This is a genomic window from Streptomyces lothianensis, assembly GCF_047779955.1.
In the GTDB taxonomy this organism is placed as follows: Bacteria; Actinomycetota; Actinomycetes; order Streptomycetales; family Streptomycetaceae; genus Streptomyces.
In genome coordinates, this window is the sequence record NZ_JBLMKT010000058.1 from 1 (window position 1) to 17,239 (window position 17,239).

The following is a 17,239-nucleotide window of genomic DNA, read 5'->3' on the forward strand; positions in this document are numbered from 1 at the left end:
CCCTGGCGGCGCACGCGAAGGGAAGCCCTCCACTCCGGTGGGGGGCTTTCGTCATACCCGGGCCTCTCCCCTGCGGCACGCAACGGACGGCTGGGGGTCCGGGGGTTATCCCCCGGATGAATGCAGCATCAGCGGGTCCGGGGTTCGAGTCCCTGGCGGCGCACGCGAAGGGAAGCCCTCCACTCCGGTGGGGGGCTTTCGTCATGTCTACCTTTCGGGCCGGTCAGGGCGCAGCACGCCCCTTCGGTAAGCTTCGTGCACGGCTGGGACCACCTGCCCCAACCGCACTCCCGAACCGCGCGTATGGCAACCAAACACCCGCTTTCGCCCTTGCGATCAAGCCGGGGGTCGTAGAACCCTGGCCTGCACATCGGAAGCCTCCGGCTTCCACAGGGCGGACGCTGCGGGACAGTTGGGGGATTCCCGGTCGACCGCCGGGCGCGGACGGGGCAGGGCGGAGCGGGCATCATGCAACCGGAAGGTGCCCCTTCCATGTCCTACGGACATGTGCGACGGCCAGCCAGTGACGCGCCTGCGGGAGTCGAGGGGGACTCCGGCCGGCGGAAGGACCGACGAACACGCAGATCAGTGCGTGCGGGGGGATGACTCATGACGTCGACGCCGACGGGCGCCCGGCCGGGCTCCGACCCGACCGAGACGACCCAGTTGCGCGTGCCATCGCACCGCACCGGCGGCTTCCGGCGACTCAAGAAGACGCTGCCGCGCTACGACTACGAGCACTACAGCCGCCTGGCGGGGCCGCTGACCAACCCCGACCCGAGCAAGCCGTACAAGGTGCAGTACCGCTCCCTGCTCTCACAGGAACCGCACCGCCTGCGCGCCGCGCTCATGCTGGGTGCGGCACCGCTGCTCTCCCTCATCCTCCTGGCCTGGCTGCTCCAGCCGGAGCACTGGACCGAGCGCGACTACGTGCCGAACGGCTACCTGGAGCACCTGGACCTCGTCATGCTGATCTCGATCGGTCTGATCGAGTTCTTCCGCTGCATGAACGTGCTCTCCAACGCGCACGCCACCCTCGTGGCCCGCGACCCGATCCCGGTCGTCCCGGAGACGGGGACGCGCGTCGCCTTCCTCACCTCGTTCGTGCCCGGCAAGGAGCCGATCGAGATGGTCACCAAGACCCTTGAGGCCGCGGTCAAGCTGCGCCACCGCGGTCTGCTGCACATCTGGCTGCTCGACGAGGGTGACGACCCGGAGGTCAAGGAGGTCTGCGCGCGCCTGGGCGTGCACCACTTCTCCCGCAAGGGCGTGGCGAAGTGGAACCAGCCGAAGGGCCCGCACCGCGCCAAGACGAAGCACGGCAACTACAACGCCTGGCTGGACGCGCACGGCGACGACTACGACTTCTTCGCCTCCGTCGACACCGACCACATCCCGATGCCGAACTACCTGGAGCGGATGCTCGGCTTCTTCCGCGACCCGGACGTCGGCTTCGTCATCGGCCCGCAGGTCTACGGCAACTACGACTCGTTCGTCACGAAGGCCGCCGAGTCGCAGCAGTTCCTCTTCCACGCCCTGATCCAGCGCGCGGGCAACCGCTACGGCGCGCCGATGTTCGTCGGCACCTCGAACGCCGTACGGATCAGCGCGCTCAAGCAGATCGGCGGTCTGTACGACTCGATCACCGAGGACATGGCGACCGGCTTCGAGATCCACCGCCACCGCAACCCGAAGACGGGTAAGAAGTGGCGCTCGGTCTACACGCCGGACGTCCTTGCCGTCGGTGAGGGCCCGAGCGCCTGGACTGACTTCTTCACACAGCAGATGCGCTGGTCGCGCGGTACGTACGAGACGATCCTCAAGCAGTACTGGAAGGGCTGGTACTCGCTCCCGCCGGGCAAGCTCTTCAACTACACGATGATGATCATCTTCTATCCGATGTCGGCCATGAACTGGATCCTCGCGGCGCTCAGCTGCGCGCTGTTCCTGGGCCTGGGCGCCTCGGGTGTCAACATCGACCCCACGATCTGGCTGATGCTCTACGGCAACGCCTCGGCGCTGCAGATCGGCCTGTACATCTGGAACCGCCGCCACAACGTCTCCCCGCACGAGCCGGAGGGCTCCGGCGGTGTGGCCGGCATGGTGATGTCGGCGCTGTCCGCGCCGCTGTACGCGAAGGCGCTGTTCGACTCGGCGCTGCGCCGCAAGTCCAAGTTCGTGGTCACCCCGAAGGGCGATTCGGCCTCGCCCGACCGCTGGTTCGGCACGTTCCGCTACCACTGGTACTTCATCGCGATCTTCGCCGCCTCGATGGGCGCCGGCTTCTATTACGGCAACGCCCACCCGGCGATGATCACCTGGGCCACGATCGCCATGCTGATCACCGCAACGCCCCTGTTCGTATGGCGCTGGCAGATCCGGCAGGACGCGAAGAAGCCCGCGTCCCAGGCCCCCGCGGGCGGCACGCAGCCCGGTGGTGCGCCGGGCGGCTCGCAGGGCGGTGCGCCGGGGGGCGCACCGCAGCCGCCCTCCGCGGTGGGGCCGCAGGCGCCGCCCGCCCATGACCGCTCGCGGCCCCACTGGGCCGCCGCCGGGCAGCAGACCGGCCGGCCGGGGCGGGAGCCCGGGCAGCAGTCCGCCGATCACGGCAGCCCCGACCAGACCATGCAGATCGCCCTTGGGGGACGTAAGAAATGACCGTCGGCACCACGCCGGTGAAGCACACCCGTCGCCGCGCCCGCCGGATAGCCATCGGCGCGGCGGTGGTGCTCGCGCTCGCCGGGATGAACGGCCCGGCTCTGTGGCGTTTCGCCTCGGACCAGTACCACGAGTACAAGATCAACCAGCCGGAGTACAAGGCCGACAACGGCCGCTGGGAGATCGTCGAGCCGCCCGAGGAGTTCAAGCTCAACTCGATCCACGCGGCGCTCCTGCACACCGGCAAGGTGCTGCTGGTCGCGGGCTCCGGCAACAACCAGAAGAACTTCGACGCGGGCAAGTTCGACACCGTCCTGTGGGACCCGGTGAAGAACACCTTCAAGAAGATCCCCACACCCGCCGACCTGTTCTGCATGGGGCACACCCAGCTGCCCGACGGCAAGCTGCTCGTCGCGGGCGGGACGAAGTCGTACGAGAAGCTCAAGGGCGATGTCACCAAGGCCGGCGGCCTGATGATCGTCCACAACGAGAACCCGGACAAGCCGATCACCCTGCCCAAGGGCACCAAGCTCACGGGCAAGGAGAACGGCAAGACCTTCGTCCTCACCGAGTCGATCGTCGTCGAGCGCGCGGAGAAGACCTTCGACAAGGACACCGGGAAGTTCACCGGCAACAAGGCGGGCATCGAGCGCGTCTACGTCGAGGCGGCCAAGAGCGGCAAGCAGTACGAGACCGGCGCCGAGGACAACTACGAGGTCGAGGGCCTCAAGGGCGACGACGCGCGCAACACGTACGGCATCGCGCAGAAGCTCGCCCTGGACAAGAAGGACTTCCAGGGCATCGACGACGCCTACGAGTTCGACCCGGTCGCCGAGAAGTACATCAAGGTCGACCCGATGAACGAGGCGCGCTGGTACCCCACGCTGACCACGCTCGACGACGGCCGGATCCTCGCGCTCTCGGGCCTCGACGACATCGGCCAGATCGTTCCCGGCGACCGCAACGAGGTCTACGACCCGAAGACCAAGAAGTGGACGTACGTCAAGCAGGAGAAGCAGTTCCCGACGTACCCGGCGGTCTTCCTGCTGCCCAACGGCAAGCTGTTCTACTCGGGCGCCAACGCCGGGTACGGACCCGCCGACGTGGGCCGCAAGCCCGGCATCTGGGACTTCGACAACGACAGGTTCACCACCGTGCAGGGGCTCTCCGACCCCACGCTGATGGAGACCGCGGGCACGGTCTGGTTGCCGCCCGCGCAGGACGAGAAGTTCATGGTCGTCGGCGGTGGCGGGGTCGGTGAATCGCAGAAGTCCAGCGAGAAGACCCGGATCATCGACCTCAAGGAGGACAAGCCGCGGTTCGAGGACGGGCCCAGCTTCGACAAGGGCACCCGCTACCCGCAGGCCTCGGTCCTGCCCGACGACACCGTGCTGATCTCCGGCGGCTCCGAGGACTACCGCGGCCGCTCCGACTCCAACATCCACGAAGCGCGGATGTACGACGCGAAGACCGGCGATATGCGCCGCGTCGCCGACCCGCTGGTGGGCCGCAACTACCACTCGGGCTCGCTCCTGCTCCCCGACGGCCGCGTGGTGTTCTTCGGCTCGGACTCGCTGTACGGCGACGCGGCCAACACCAAGCCGGGCACGTTCGAGCAGCGCCTGGAGATCTACACCCCGCCGTACCTCTACCAGGGCGGCGATCGGCCGACGCTGAGCGGCGGTCCCGAGTCGATCGCGCACGGCGAGTCGGGCACGTACGAGACGGAGGACGCCGCCTCGGTCGAGAACGCGCGGCTGATCCGGCCGAGCGCCTCCACGCACGTCACGGACATCGACCAGCGTTCGATCGCCCTCGACGTGGAGAAGGGCGACGGCACCGTCACGGTGACGGTGCCCGAGAACGACAACCTGGTGACGCCCGGCTGGTACATGCTGTTCGTCACCGATGACCAGGGGGTGCCGAGCGAGGCCCGCTGGGTGGAGATTCCCGAGTAACCGGCCGTACCCGACCGGGCTGTACGTGATGGAGGGCGCCCCCTGGCTCAGGGGGCGCCCTCCATCACGTGTCCTACTACGCGTGCCCTACTTCGCGTGCCCTACTTCGCGTTTCTGGCCAGCTCCAGTGCGTACTCGGGCCACCACTCACCGGCCTTCGGGCCGCCCCTGCACTCGCCGTCCGACTCGCCGGGTCGCTTGATCCACAGGTAGGCGTCCACGCGCTCGTCGGCCGTCTGCACCGAGGGGATCTCGCCGAGCGCGCGGCCCGGCGGGTTGCACCACAGGTCCGGCTCGTCGGCCTGGTACGTGCCGTTGCCGTTGCGGCTCGTGTCGATGACGAAGGGCTTGTTGCCGACCTTCTCCGAGAGCTCCTTGCCGTAGGCGATGGACTCCTCGGTCGGGTAGAAGTTCGACACGTTCACCGCGAAGCCGTCGGCCTTGTCGATGCCGGCCCGCTTCAGCGGGTCCCAGAAGGAGTCCGGGCTGCCCGCGCCCGGGTTGCCGCCGTCGAGGTAGACCTTGGTGTTCTTCAGCGTGTGCAGCGTGTCGATGGCGCCGCTGAGCAGGGCGTAGCGCTCCTCGTGGAACTCCTGCGGGGTGCAGCCGTCCACCAGGTGGAGCACGGCGTCCGGCTCCAGGATGACCGTGGCCTGGCGGTCCCCGATGCCTTCGGCGACCTCGTCGATGAAGGCGCGGTAGGCATCGCCGTCGGACGCGCCGCCCTTGGAGAACTGGCCGCAGTCGCGGTGCGGGATGTTGTAGAGCACCAGGACCGCCTCGCGGTCCGCGGCCTCGGCGGCCTCGGTGAAGTCGCGTGCCTGCTCCTCGGCCTGCTCCGGGACGATCCACTCGCCGGTCGGCTGCTCGGCGATCTTCTTTATCAGTGCGGCGTCCGCGTCCTTGCCGTCGCTCTCGTACGTACGGAGCTGCTCGGCCGCGTTGGAGCCGGGGTTGACCCAGTACGGGTCCTTGGCCTTGGGCTGCTGGGTGGCGCCGGCCTCGGGCCTGCCGGGTTCCTCGCTGTCCGAGCAGCCGGTCAGGAGCAGCATCGCCCCCACGAGTGCCGCACCCGTCTTCACCGCCCCCCGGACGGCCGCGGAACTGCTGTACATCCACTCCCCCTTGGGTGCACGGTCGGAAACGCAATCCTGACACAGGTGCGAGAAGCCGACGAAGGCGCCCGGAGCCCGCTCACCGGACCGGGTGCCCTGCATTCCGGTCAGTCTGGCCACAAACCGACTCTGGGCGAGGTGGGCCATCCGCTCTACAGTGAGTGACACCGGCCCCAGCCCCGCACCGACTGGCCCAGGACCCGTCCCCGGACAGGCCCTGTCGACCTCCCGTGCCGGCGCCGGGTTTCTCCCGCAGCCCGAGCGCGCACGGTCGAGGACCGGCCCGGCCGGAGGCTCCGGGGGGAGCGGGCCACCGGCCGGGCCAGGTGCCACAGGGGCAGGTCCACAGGGGCAGGTCCACAGGGGCAGGTCCACGAGGGCCGGGTGCCACGGGAGCTGGGTGCCACGGGAGCTGGGTGGTACGGGGGCCGGGTGCCACGGGAGCTGGGTGCCACGGGGGCCGGGTCGGACGCCACCGGCAAGGGTGAGTGCAGAGGCACTGTTGACAGCACCGCCCCCGAGTTGGGACTCTCCGGACGACAAGTCCATACATCGAGGCGACGGTTGCCAGGAACCCGGTGCGAACCCGGGACGGTCCCGCCACTGTGACCACGTACGAGCTCAGCGCCGAGCACCTGTACGCGGGAGTCAGGAACTGACCCGTCGTCCTCCTGCCAAGGGGCGTGGAAACCCCGGAAGGAGACCCACCCGGATGTCCCTGCACTCGGCACAGCACCCGAGCACGACAACCGCCCAGGACGCGACCACCAGCACCCGTGACTGGATGATCGCCTCCGCCGCCGCGATCGTGGCGATCATCGCCCTGTACGCGGTGTTCTTCGACAACGGCACGCTGATCGCCGCCACCGGCGACTACCTGCACGAGTTCGCCCACGACGGACGGCACCTCTTCGGCGCCCCCTGCCACTGATCGGGGCGCGCACCACCATGTCGACTCCTGTACTCCCCCTGCTCGGACGCGGTCTGACGGCAGGAGGAGCAGCCGGTCTTGCCGCCGGCCTCTTCTCCCTGCTGCTCGCCGAGCCCCTGATGGACCGCGCGATACGGCTTGAGGAAGCCCGCACCGACGAGCACGCCGAGGCGGGGGCCCACAGTCACGCCGAGGCGGGCGCCGCCGCCGTGCAGCACCACGAGGAACTGTTCACCCGCGGCACCCAGCACTTCGGCCTCGTGGTCACCTCGCTGGTCCTCGGCCTGGCGCTCGGCGTCCTCTGTGCCATCGCCTACGCCCTCATCCACCGCCGCAGCCCGGACGCCGCACCCTGGCCGCGCGCCCTGCTGCTCGCGGGCGGCGCCTTCCTCGCGGTCTCGCTGCTCCCGGCACTGCGCTACCCGGCCAACCCGCCCGGCGTCGGCGACTCGGGCACGGTCACCGACCGCCAGGGCCTGTGGCTGGCCGCCGTCACCATCGGTGTGCTCGGCATGCTGCTCGTCTGGCAGGTGTACGTACGCCTGGCGCACCGCAGTCTGCCGGTACGGCAGGTCGCGGCGGCGGGCACGGCGATCGCGATCCTCGCGGTCCTGTTCGCGCTGCCCGGCAATCCGGACGAGGTCCCGGTGTCGGCCACACTCCTGTGGGACTTCCGGGTCCTCTCGCTCGCCTCGCACGCCCTGCTCTGGGCGGTCTTCGGGGTGGTCTTCGGCGCACTCGGCCTGCGTGCGCTCGGCCGCCACGCCCCCGCAACGGCGCCTTCGGGAGCGGTCGCGGCGAGCTGATCGCCGTACAGCCGCATGTCCGTACGCCCGGTACGCCGGTACGTCGGTACGTCGGTACGTGTGGAAGGGGCCCTGTTCCTCGCGGACAGGGCCCCTTTCGCGTGCCGGTTTCCACGCGTCGTCGGGCGGAACCGGGGCCGCCCTCAGGGACCCTTGCCGGTCAGAAAGGCCGAGACGACCACGTTCGCCGAGTACGTCTTGTCCCTGCGGTCGAACGTCCCGCCGCAGGTGATGAGCCGCAGCTCCGCGCGCTCGTCGTCCCGTGCCCCGTACGCCTTGTCCGCGTCGAAGCCGGAGCGGTCGTACACGGCGACCTCCTCGACCGTGAACTCGGCGAGCATGCCGTCCGAGCGCGCCACCGTGATCTTCTCGCCCGGCGCGAGCGTGCTGAGGTTGTAGAAGACGGCGGGCCGGCTCGCGGTGTCGACATGCCCGACAAACAACGCCGTGCCCTTCGCGCCGGGCTGCACCCCGTCCCCGTACCAGCCGACGACACCGGCCTGCTCGTACGGCGGCGGTGCGATCGCGCCCTCACCGTCGAGCCCGCGCCGGATCACCGGGGCCTGCACCCCTATGGCGGGGATGTCCACCCGCTGGGGACGCGCGGCGGCGTCCAGCGGCTTGATCGCGGGCGGCAGCCGGACGCCCGCGAGCGGGCGGCCCGCGGAATCCCGTCCCCCGGGCGGGCCGTCGGCGACGTCGGTGAGTTCGCGGCCCCACAGCCACAGCCCCACGAGCAGCACGGCCCAGGCGATCCCGGTGAACAGCCGTCCGCGCCCGCGCCCTGCAATACCCTCGCCCCCGGCGGAACTCTCGCGCCCCATGGCGCTATGCGCCGCCCCGTCGCCTGCGCACCAGGCGCCCCGCGACCGCGAGTCCCGCGGCAGCCGTCAGGAGCAGGCCGATCAGCGCATGCCGCCAGCCCGGCCCGCTGCCCGCCGCGGCCCCCTCGACGGCGAGCTGTGCCGTACCGCCGCCACCCGCGCGGACCGGGGCGGTGGGGCTCGGCGGTGCCTGGGCGACGACGGTGACGCTGCCCTTGACCTTGCCGTCCTGGCCGTCACATGTGACGGCCAGGTCGTACGAACCCGGCTGCGCATCCGATTTGATCATTGCCTCGCCGCTGAGCGCATACCCCTCGCCGTCGCGCCCGGTGAGCGATCCGTCGGCGACGAACACCGGCGACTTGGCGGCCCCGGTGGTGCCGTCGCACCCTGTGACACTCAGCTCGACCTGCGCACCCGGGGTGGCATCGGCCGGACTGACCTTGACGGTGCCGTCGGCGGCGAGGGCGGCGGGTGTGGCGAGGCAGAGGGCGGCGAGCGTGGTGCAGAACGTGAGCCGGAGCCGGGCTGAGGGCATGGTGGACCTCCTGCACCGAGCGTGGCGCCCGGGATTTCCGCCTGCATGCGGGTGTGGGCCGTTCGGGTGACCCGGCCGCTGCTCCGCCGTACGACCGCCATGTGGTCACCCCGGCCGCGATCCCGGCCCCGCGAATAGGATGTGTGCGCGAAAGGCCCCTCACAGCGTCAAGCGGCCAGGCCTTGTCCGCGCCGCGAATTCCTCGGTTGGAGCACGAACCCATGGCAGAGCGCAGGACCATCGAATCGTGGCTCACCGACATGGACGGTGTGCTGATGCACGAGGGCATTCCGGTTCCCGGAGCCGATGCGTTCATCAGGAAACTGCGCGATTCGGGCAAGCCCTTCCTCGTCCTCACCAACAACTCGATCTACACCGCGCGTGATCTGCACGCGCGGCTGAACCGGATCGGGCTCGAGGTGCCGGTCGAGAACATCTGGACCTCCGCGCTCGCCACCGCGAAGTTCCTGGACAGCCAGGCACCCTGCGGCACGGCGTACGTCATCGGCGAGGCGGGTCTGACGACGGCCCTGCACGACACCGGGTACGTCCTCACCGACGCCGAGCCCGACTTCGTCATCCTCGGCGAGACCAGGACCTACTCCTTCGAGGCCCTGACCAAGGCGATCCGGCTGATCAACGACGGCGCCCGTTTCATCTGCACCAACCCGGACAACACCGGCCCCTCGGCCGCGGGCCCGCTCCCGGCCACCGGCTCGGTCGCCGCGCTGATCACCAAGGCCACGGGCAAGGAGCCGTACTTCGTCGGCAAGCCGAACCCGCTGATGATGCGGACCGGTCTGAATGTCATCGGCGCGCACTCCGAGACCTCGGCGATGATCGGCGACCGGATGGACACCGACATCCTGGCGGGTCTCGAGGCCGGCATGGACACGTTCCTCGTACTGACGGGTCTGACCGGCAAGGACGACCTCAGGCAGTACCCGTTCCGGCCGACGGAGGTCGTGGACTCGATCGCCGATCTGGTCGACCGGGTCTGAGGCCAACGGGTCCGAGGCGAACGGGTCCGAGGCGAACGGGTCCGGGGCGAACGGGTCCGGGTTGCTCGGACCCGTTCGCGGTCATCGCTTCAGGCGATCCACACGTTGTCGACGGTCCAGTACCAGTTGTTCGTGCCCGCATAGCGGAAGCTCACCCGGACGTCACTCGCGCCCGAGGGCACGTCAAGCCTGATGTTCTGCCACTGGGCCACGGTGTCGGCGGTGAAGCTCTTCACGAGCTGCGGGGCGCCGCCGTCGTACGAGACGAGGACCTGGGCCGTCTGGCCTGCCTCGTGCCGGTAGTGGGTCCGGAAGCGCAGCGAGCGCGAAGTGCCGCCGGTGACCGGCCACTTGGGGCTGCGCAGCGTCGAGTCGAAGCTGCCGGTGTACGGCCGGTCGGCCCACTCGTCGGAGTCCGCGACCGCGAAGACGTCACGGCTGCGCACGTTCAGCTCACGCCACTGGTCGCGGTGGGTCCGTGACCAGAACGTGTCGGTGGCGAAGGCCCAGCCCCGCCATTCGGTGACTCCGCCGCCGCCCATCCTGGAGTTGTCCACGGACCAGCCCTCGGGCGGGGTGTGCGTATAGCCGCGCACGTCGGACGGGATGCCCGTCTCGTCGGTCCGCGTCCGCAGCTGCGGCCGGACGAGGTCGAAGTCGTCGTTGTCGGGGGCGTCCAGCGGCACCCCGTCGAGCCCGGCCGTGGGGACGCCGACCTGCTTGAGCGCGGTGGCGGCCACGTCGACGAGCCGTACGTCATGGCGGATGGAACCCGCGGGTATCCCGCTGCCCTCGGCGATGACGAAGGTGCCGCGCTCCTTGCTGCTCGATCCGCCGTGCCCGCCCGCGTCGGTGTGCCCGTGGTCGGTGGTGACGAGGATCTTCCAGTTCTCCCTGGCGTAGCTCGGGCGTGAGGTCACGGCGTCGAGGAGGGTGCCGATGTGGCGGTCACTGCGGGCGACGGCGTCCAGGTACTGGCTGCTGGCCGCCCCGTGGCGGTGGCCCGCGATGTCGATCTCGCCGAAGTAGACGTACGAGGCGTCCGGGTCGCCGTCCCTCAGCTCGGCGCTCGCGGCCGCGGCGATCTTGGGGTCCTCGACGTCGTAGCCGTTGGCATCGCCCTTCAGGGAGAGCCGCTTGTCGACGGCCGGCGAGAAGATCGGGCCGCCCTTGTCCGCGGAGGTGATGGGCTCCCAGTCGGCGGCCGCGTAGGTGTTGAGCAAGGGGTTCGCCTGCTCGGCGCGGGTCAGGAAGTCGGGGTGGGTGTCGAAGCGCTTGCCGGTGAAGGAGTTGTCCCGTACGCCGTGTTTGTCGGGCCAGACGCCGGTCGCGATGGTCGACCAGCCGGGGCCCGAGGAGGTCGCGGCCATGGGCTGGGCGTAGAGCGTGCTCTCGGCCGTGAGGCCGCGGGACATGAGGCGCTTGAGGTGGGGGGCGTCCGCCTGCTTGACGCGGTCGAGGTTGGCGCCGTCGATCCCGATGACCAGGACCTTGTTGTCGAGGTGGCGCGGGACGGCGGCACCGGCGCTGCCGGCGGTCAGCTGTACGGTTCCGGCGAGCAGGGCGATGGCGCCGCCGAGCGCGGCCGCGGTGGTCCGGTGGGGGCGTCTGCTGCGGGCGTTCTGCACGTGCTCCTCCGAGGTGGGGGGGATGGGCGGCCGCCGAGCATCCTCGACGGCCCGGGTGGACGTGCGGTGACCGAAGGTCAACGTTCGGCTGGAGAAGTGAAGTTGGGAAGGGGCTCAGCACCTGCACGCACATCCGCACCCGCACCCGCACCCGCACCCGCACCCGCACGAAACGGCGCCCGCACCTCGACTCGTCGAGGTGCGGGCGCCGCTCTCACAGCGTGGCGGACCGGCTGGTCAGCGCCGTCGGAACCGGCGCCGAGATCCCACCACTAGGGCGCCACCGCCGAGGAGGAAGGCGCAGGCGGCGACCCCGAGCCGGAGCAGTGCTTCGTCCCTGCTCCGGCCGGTCTTCGCGAGCTCTTCGAGGGCGGCTTCGACGCCCTGCGGGGAATCCGTCTCCGTCTCCGTGTCCCCGCCCCCATCCCCGTCCCCCGCGATGACGAACTCGTAGTCCTCGGACTCCCCCACCCACTCCCCGTCGTCCGCCTGCCGCTGCACCACGGCCAGGCTCGCGGTCACGCGACCGGGGCGCGCGTCCTCGGTGAACCGGAGCCGTACGGGCACCGTCACCGCATCACCGGCGGGCAGCGTGAACCCGCCGAACCCGTCGTCGAAGACACCGACGTACTCACCGGCCGAGGCCCGCTCGAACTTGACCGGGTGCCAGTCACCGTCCGGCGTGCGGAACTCGAACTCGGCCTGTGCGGGGCCGAGTTCATGTTCGGGCTCTCGGCCGAGGAGGATCAGGATCGGGTGGATACGGCGGCAGGTGGTGTCGGAGTCGTTGCTCAGCTCCACCGACCAGCCACGGAACCCCTCACCCGGCCGATACGACCGGGCCGCCCCCGCAGCGATCGCCGTCCCGACCGGGAAGTCGGCCCCTTCCGCCACCGCGCAGGTGGGCTGCAGCAGCCCGGCCGCCGGGCCGCCCGCGGGCCCGGGCGCCATACGGTCCGCGAGCGCGGGGGGCGCGCCGCCCGCTCGCGCGGGTGCCGCCAGCAGCACGGGGGTGAGCGCGGCGGCGCAGACGCCGACCACGAGAGCCCTGCGCAGTCGCATGGAGGAGACCTTTACGGATCAGGGGCGTAGCTGGCCTCGGCCAAGCTGCCACGCGCGCGCGGGTTTCACGTGGACGCCACGGCGGCGCAGGACCGGACGGCCGCCGAAATCCGCCCGAACAGCCCAATCCCCCTCCAATGCGATGATCGCAAGAGCAGATGCTTAAGTAGACGTATGACTTCCACGCTCAGGGGCGGCGCGCTGAACGTCGGCCTCGTCGGCTACGGCCTCGCCGGTTCCGTATTCCACGCACCACTGATCGCGGCGACCGAGGGCCTGCGGCTCGACACCGTGGCCACCTCGAACCCCGGGCGCCAGGCGCAGGCACGCGCCGAATTCGGCGGTGACCTGCGCTTCGCCGCCTCCCTGGACGAGCTGTGGGAGCGGGCCGAGGAGCTGGACCTGATCGTCATCGCCTCGCCGAACAAGACCCACGTCCCCGTCGCCACGGCCGCGCTCAAGGCCGGTCTTCCGGTCGTCGTGGACAAGCCGATCGCGGGCACGGCCGCCGAGGCCCGCGAACTCGCGGCGCTCGCCGACGAGCGCGGACTCGTCCTCTCCGTCTTCCAGAACCGCCGCTGGGACAACGATTTCCTCACTCTGCGAAAGCTGCTCGCCGAGGGCGAGCTCGGTGACATCCAGCGCTTCGAGTCCCGTTTCGAGCGCTGGCGCCCGCAGCTCAAGGGCGGCTGGCGCGAATCGGGCGACCCGGAGGAGATCGGCGGTCTGCTCTACGACCTCGGCAGCCATGTCGTCGACCAGGCGCTCACGCTCTTCGGTCCGGCGGTCCAGGTGTACGCGGAGGCCGACGTCCGCCGCCCGGACGCGCAGGCCGACGACGACACGTTCATCGCCGTGACCCACGCGAACGGCGTGCGCTCGCACCTGTACGTCTCCGCGACGACCGCCCAGCTGGGCCCGCGCCTGCGCGTACTGGGTTCGCGCGCCGGATACGTCAAGTACGGGCTCGACCCACAGGAGGCCGACCTGCGCGAGGGCAGACGCCCCGGCGTGGGCGAGGACGCATGGGGCGTCGAGCCCGAGCCGATGTGGGGCCGCGTGGGCTCCGGCGAGTCCCCGCTGACCGGCGGCGGCCGCCCCGAGCCCAGCCTGGCGGGCGACTACCCCGCGTACTACGCGGCGGTCGCCGCCGCCGTACGCGAGGGCGCACCCAACCCGGTCACGGCACACGAGGCGGCGGACGCCCTCGACGTCATCGAGGCGGCGCGGCGCTCGGCGCGGGAGGGTGTGGCGGTACGACTGTGAAGGAAGGTGAGCCCAAGCCCGGCGGGTCTCCGGGCCGGGGCTCACCCGTGGGACCGGACCGGTCCCGTAGAGCCGGTCCCGTAGAGCCGGACGCGCCGCGGTCCGAAGGGACCGGACGCGCCGCGGTCCGAAGGGACCGGACGCGCCGCGGTTCCAACCCGTCGGAGCTCAGGCGCCCTTGAGCTCCTGCCGCTGCCGCCCGAGCCCCTCGATCTCCAGCTCCACCACGTCCCCGGCCCGCAGATACGGCTTCGGCTCCGGCTGCCCCATGGCCACGCCCGCCGGCGTACCGGTGTTGATGATGTCGCCCGGGTACAGGGTCATGAACTGGCTGACGTAGCGCACCACTTCGGCGACCGGGAAGATCTGCTCGGCGGTGTTGCCGTCCTGCCGGAGCTCGCCGTTGACCCAGAGCCTGAGGGAGAGGGCCTGCGGGTCGGGCACCTCGTCGGCGGTGACGAGCCAGGGCCCGAAGGGGTTGAACGTCTCGCAGTTCTTGCCCTTGTCCCAGGTGCCGCCGCGCTCGATCTGCCACTCGCGCTCGGAGACGTCATTGGAGATGGCATACCCGGCGACGTGCGCCAGGGCTTCCTCGTCCGTCTCCAGGTAGCGGGCCGTGCCACCGATCACGACGGCGAGCTCGACCTCCCAGTCGGTTTTGACGGATTTACGCGGAATGAGCACCGTGTCGTCGGGGCCGACGACCGTATCCGCTGCCTTGAAGAAGACGATCGGCTCGACGGGTATCTCGGCACCGTTCTCCCGCGCGTGATCGTGATAGTTCAGCCCGATACAGACGACCTTCCCGATCCGCCCGAGCGGCGCGCCGACCCGAAGCCCCTCCGCGTCGAGCACGGGAAGGCCGGGCGCCGCCTCGCGGATCCGGGCGAGTTTCGCCGCGTCGGCGAGCAGCTCGCCATCGATATCCGGGACGATCCCGGACAGGTCCCTCAGGACTCCGTCCCGGTCGAGCAGCGCCGGGGTTTCCGCTCCAGGGCTTCCGACGCGCAGCAGCTTCATCGATCACACTCTCCTGTGGCCGAAGGGTGGTGCCGATGGGTGCGGCCACCGGAGCATTGGCTGATCCTCCAAGAAGGCCTTTCCGCCCGCAAGACCCTGTTCACGTACTGGACCGTCACCAACGCACCGGACCATCCCCCACACACCGGACCGTCACCCACACACCGGACCGTCACCAGAGGAAGTACCGCTCGGCCGCACTCCAGGCGGTGCTGGTCACCACGTACAGCGCGGCGGCGAGCGGCACGACCGCCACGGTGAACAAGGTCATGAACGACATCAGCGGCATGACCTTCACCATCGCCCCCATCCCGGGCACGGCCGCCCCCGCCTCACCCGCGGCCGGCATCACGGCAGCGGCGGCGGTCTGCTGCCTCGTACGGCGGTAGTTGAACGTGGCGACGGCGGCCACGAGCACGAACAGCACGAGGTAGACGAGCCCGGCGTCACCGAACAGCCCGCCACCGCCGCTCAGCGCATCGTGGAACCGCCCGCCGAGCGGCGCCGCCCCGAGAGTGTGACCGAGCAGCGGATTGGCCTTGCCGCCCAGCTCCGCGCTGGAGAACAGGTGGTACATCAGAAAGAAGGCAGGCAGCTGGAACAGGCTCGGCAGGCACCCCGCGAGCGGCGAGATCCCTTCCCTCCTGTGCAGTTCGAGCGTCTCCCGCTGCAACCGCTCCGGGTTCCTGCCGTGCTTCCTGCGCAGCTCGGCAAGCTGCGGCGCGAGCCTGGTGCGGGCCTTCTGGCCACGGACGGCCGCGCGGGACAGCGGGTGCACGGCGAGGCGTACGGCCATGGTGAACAGGACGATCGCGGCGGCGGAGGAGGCGCCGTGGAAGACCGGGGAGAGGGTGTCGGCGAACTGGGCGATCGCATCGCCGAAGCCACTGAAAAAGGACATGCCGGAGCCCCTTCGGGGAGTCTCGTCGTACCGGAGAGCCGTCCGGAAACACCGGAAAACGGCCGTTTTGTCGGCATGACGGACCGCGCAGCGGCATGACCACCCCCCCCGGGGGGGGAGGCCTGTCGTCGTCGCTTGTCTGCTGCTTACGCGGCCGTCGGGACGGAACGCCCCGGTGCCCTCGGACGCGTACGTCCTGCGGCGTCCGGATCGCGTTGCGGCAGGAAGGCCGTCCGTTGCTCACGGTCGCGGATCGCCGTGCGCACGCGTGCGGGCTGCACGGCCGGAACGGCACGCGAGGCGATCAGCGCACAGACGGCGAGCGCGGCACCGGCCGCGGCGGTCGCGGCCAGCGCGACGGTGGCGGACAGGGGGCCCGCTTCGGTGAGGAGCACCTGTGTGACGAGCAGCAGCAGCAGCGTTCCCACCTGCAGTTCCCTGACCCTGCCGACCACGCCCGCCCCCTCTCCGTACACAACAGACGTCACCAACATCCTGAGACGTCGTCACACGTCTTCAGGCATCCTAAGGCCTCACCGCGGCCGCACGGAGGTGAGCTTCCCCCACACGACCAGGCGGTACTTGGAGGTGAACTCCGGGGTACAGGTGGTGAGCGTGATGTAGGCGCCCGGTTCCTTGTACCCGTACGACGGCTTGACGATGCTGCGCGGCACCGGCGCGATCACCCCGCTGTCCCGCGCGCTGGTCTGCGGCAGAGTGCGGTCGACGGTGTACGTGTACGTGGCGGCCTTGGTATCGACGGTGATGCGGTCGCCCTTGGCCAGCCGGTTGATGTAGCGGAACGGCTCCCCGTGCGTGTTGCGGTGCCCGGCGAGCGCGAAGTTCCCGGCGGCGCCGGGCTGCGCCGTACCCGGGTAGTGACCCACGTACCCCTTGTTCAGCACGCCCTGCTTGCCGACGCCCTGCGCGACGGGGACGCGGATGCCGAGCTCGGGGATGGAGAGGACGGCGTAGGCCTGCTCGTAGTCGGGCGTACGGGGTTTGCGCGGGGAGGGCCGGTGATCGCCCTCGCCCGGGGCGGGCGGAGACGGCGGATCGGCGAGATCACCGGCATCGGACGGCCCGAGGGCCTGCTGATCCTCACCCCCGTCCAACGCCCCAACCGCTGCCTCCCCCTCCTGCCCCTCCTGCCCCTCCCCCTCCCTCTCCCTCTCCCACTGCCGCTCCAGGGCCTCGACCTTCCGCTCGGCCCCCGCCCTGGCCTGCCGGTTCGTCCACCACACCTGATGGACGACGAGCAGCAGCAGTACGACCCCCACGGTCACGGCAAGCTCGGCCCCGGCCCACAGCCCACGGCCCCACGACGCCCGCCGCCAGGACGCTCCCGCGGGCGTACGGCGCCGGGAGACTCCCCCGGGCGTACGGCGACGCCCGGGCCCACCCTGTACGACGACCGGAATCCGCACCGAACCCCGCACCGAACCCCGCGCCCGCCTCGGCATCCGCACGGCGCCTCCCCTCGTCGCAGGCGTGCAGGGTAGGCCCGCCGGGGAGAAGTAGCCAGATCGGC

At 70.5% G+C, this 17,239-nt stretch carries 15 protein-coding genes and 1 riboswitch; of the genes, 6 read left to right on the top strand and 9 right to left on the bottom strand.

Annotated features, from left to right (window positions below; genetic code table 11):
* Window positions 1-609: 609 nt before the first annotated feature.
* Both ACLF6P_RS20255 and glxA read left to right on the top strand, forming a co-directional pair.
* On the top strand, window positions 610-2,658 hold the full coding sequence (locus ACLF6P_RS20255) for a glycosyltransferase family 2 protein (protein ID WP_415951974.1): 2,049 nt from the start codon (window positions 610-612) through the stop codon (window positions 2,656-2,658).
* Window positions 2,655-4,616, top strand: a complete 1,962-nt coding sequence (gene glxA / locus ACLF6P_RS20260; RefSeq protein ID WP_415951975.1) for a radical copper oxidase GlxA — start codon at window positions 2,655-2,657, stop codon at window positions 4,614-4,616. Before ACLF6P_RS20255 ends, glxA begins: the two co-directional genes overlap by 4 nt.
* 101 nt (window positions 4,617-4,717) lie before the next feature.
* Here glxA and ACLF6P_RS20265 read toward each other — a convergent pair whose 3' ends face one another.
* Window positions 4,718-5,731 carry a glycoside hydrolase family 6 protein gene (locus ACLF6P_RS20265; protein ID WP_415951976.1) on the bottom strand — a complete coding sequence of 338 codons (1,014 nt, stop codon included), beginning with the start codon at window positions 5,729-5,731 and terminating at the stop codon, window positions 4,718-4,720.
* A 524-nt stretch (window positions 5,732-6,255) separates the two neighbouring features.
* Window positions 6,256-6,409: riboswitch (cobalamin riboswitch) on the top strand.
* A gap of 34 nt (window positions 6,410-6,443) precedes the next feature.
* Here ACLF6P_RS20265 and ACLF6P_RS20270 point away from each other — a divergent pair.
* The gene (locus ACLF6P_RS20270; RefSeq protein WP_415951978.1) at window positions 6,444-6,662 is read left to right on the top strand and encodes a CbtB domain-containing protein; all 219 of its coding nucleotides are present in this window, start codon (window positions 6,444-6,446) and stop codon (window positions 6,660-6,662) included.
* A gap of 17 nt (window positions 6,663-6,679) precedes the next feature.
* On the top strand, window positions 6,680-7,468 hold the full coding sequence (locus ACLF6P_RS20275; RefSeq protein ID WP_415951979.1) for a CbtA family protein: 789 nt from the start codon (window positions 6,680-6,682) through the stop codon (window positions 7,466-7,468).
* A gap of 143 nt (window positions 7,469-7,611) precedes the next feature.
* Here ACLF6P_RS20275 and ACLF6P_RS20280 read toward each other — a convergent pair whose 3' ends face one another.
* Both ACLF6P_RS20280 and ACLF6P_RS20285 read right to left on the bottom strand, forming a co-directional pair.
* Complete coding sequence (locus tag ACLF6P_RS20280; protein WP_415951980.1) at window positions 7,612-8,292, bottom strand: class F sortase; 681 nt, start codon at window positions 8,290-8,292, stop codon at window positions 7,612-7,614.
* Window positions 8,293-8,296: 4 nt separating this feature from the next.
* Window positions 8,297-8,830 carry a hypothetical protein gene (locus ACLF6P_RS20285; protein ID WP_415951981.1) on the bottom strand — a complete coding sequence of 178 codons (534 nt, stop codon included), beginning with the start codon at window positions 8,828-8,830 and terminating at the stop codon, window positions 8,297-8,299.
* A gap of 221 nt (window positions 8,831-9,051) precedes the next feature.
* Between ACLF6P_RS20285 and ACLF6P_RS20290 the strand changes: the two genes are divergently transcribed.
* Entirely contained in the window at window positions 9,052-9,831 is a 780-nt protein-coding gene (locus ACLF6P_RS20290) for an HAD-IIA family hydrolase (RefSeq protein ID WP_415951982.1), read from the top strand.
* An 89-nt stretch (window positions 9,832-9,920) separates the two neighbouring features.
* Here the strand turns inward: ACLF6P_RS20290 and ACLF6P_RS20295 are convergent, their stop codons facing one another.
* Window positions 9,921-11,459 (bottom strand): alkaline phosphatase family protein, encoded by a 1,539-nt coding sequence (locus tag ACLF6P_RS20295; protein ID WP_415951983.1) that lies wholly within the window; start codon window positions 11,457-11,459, stop codon window positions 9,921-9,923.
* Between the two features lie 237 nt (window positions 11,460-11,696).
* Window positions 11,697-12,521: a hypothetical protein gene (locus ACLF6P_RS20300; protein ID WP_415951984.1), complete on the bottom strand. Its 825-nt coding sequence runs from the start codon at window positions 12,519-12,521 to the stop codon at window positions 11,697-11,699.
* Window positions 12,522-12,695: 174 nt separating this feature from the next.
* Between ACLF6P_RS20300 and ACLF6P_RS20305 the strand changes: the two genes are divergently transcribed.
* Window positions 12,696-13,787 (top strand): Gfo/Idh/MocA family oxidoreductase, encoded by a 1,092-nt coding sequence (locus ACLF6P_RS20305; protein WP_415951986.1) that lies wholly within the window; start codon window positions 12,696-12,698, stop codon window positions 13,785-13,787.
* Between the two features lie 168 nt (window positions 13,788-13,955).
* Here ACLF6P_RS20305 and ACLF6P_RS20310 read toward each other — a convergent pair whose 3' ends face one another.
* From ACLF6P_RS20310 to ACLF6P_RS20325, 4 genes are all read right to left on the bottom strand, one after another.
* Window positions 13,956-14,807, bottom strand: a complete 852-nt coding sequence (locus ACLF6P_RS20310) for a fumarylacetoacetate hydrolase family protein (protein WP_415951987.1) — start codon at window positions 14,805-14,807, stop codon at window positions 13,956-13,958.
* Between the two features lie 172 nt (window positions 14,808-14,979).
* Window positions 14,980-15,708: a YidC/Oxa1 family membrane protein insertase gene (locus ACLF6P_RS20315; protein ID WP_415951988.1), complete on the bottom strand. Its 729-nt coding sequence runs from the start codon at window positions 15,706-15,708 to the stop codon at window positions 14,980-14,982.
* Between the two features lie 146 nt (window positions 15,709-15,854).
* A complete protein-coding gene (locus ACLF6P_RS20320) occupies window positions 15,855-16,142 on the bottom strand; it encodes a DUF6412 domain-containing protein (RefSeq protein WP_415952041.1) in 288 nt (95 codons plus the stop codon).
* 99 nt (window positions 16,143-16,241) lie between these two features.
* A complete protein-coding gene (locus ACLF6P_RS20325) occupies window positions 16,242-16,994 on the bottom strand; it encodes a class E sortase (RefSeq protein WP_415951989.1) in 753 nt (250 codons plus the stop codon).
* Window positions 16,995-17,239 lie beyond the last annotated feature (245 nt).

Coding starts and splice junctions, on each gene's coding strand:
- ACLF6P_RS20270 (WP_415951978.1), top strand. CDS start 6,444: ATGTCCCTGCACTCGGCACAGCACCCGAGCACGACAACCGCCCAGGAC.
- ACLF6P_RS20310 (WP_415951987.1), bottom strand. CDS start 14,807: ATGAAGCTGCTGCGCGTCGGAAGCCCTGGAGCGGAAACCCCGGCGCTG.
- ACLF6P_RS20305 (WP_415951986.1), top strand. CDS start 12,696: ATGACTTCCACGCTCAGGGGCGGCGCGCTGAACGTCGGCCTCGTCGGC.
- ACLF6P_RS20315 (WP_415951988.1), bottom strand. CDS start 15,708: ATGTCCTTTTTCAGTGGCTTCGGCGATGCGATCGCCCAGTTCGCCGAC.
- ACLF6P_RS20280 (WP_415951980.1), bottom strand. CDS start 8,292: ATGGGGCGCGAGAGTTCCGCCGGGGGCGAGGGTATTGCAGGGCGCGGG.
- ACLF6P_RS20300 (WP_415951984.1), bottom strand. CDS start 12,521: ATGCGACTGCGCAGGGCTCTCGTGGTCGGCGTCTGCGCCGCCGCGCTC.
- ACLF6P_RS20275 (WP_415951979.1), top strand. CDS start 6,680: ATGTCGACTCCTGTACTCCCCCTGCTCGGACGCGGTCTGACGGCAGGA.
- ACLF6P_RS20265 (WP_415951976.1), bottom strand. CDS start 5,731: ATGTACAGCAGTTCCGCGGCCGTCCGGGGGGCGGTGAAGACGGGTGCG.
- ACLF6P_RS20255 (WP_415951974.1), top strand. CDS start 610: ATGACGTCGACGCCGACGGGCGCCCGGCCGGGCTCCGACCCGACCGAG.
- ACLF6P_RS20290 (WP_415951982.1), top strand. CDS start 9,052: ATGGCAGAGCGCAGGACCATCGAATCGTGGCTCACCGACATGGACGGT.
- ACLF6P_RS20285 (WP_415951981.1), bottom strand. CDS start 8,830: ATGCCCTCAGCCCGGCTCCGGCTCACGTTCTGCACCACGCTCGCCGCC.
- glxA (WP_415951975.1), top strand. CDS start 2,655: ATGACCGTCGGCACCACGCCGGTGAAGCACACCCGTCGCCGCGCCCGC.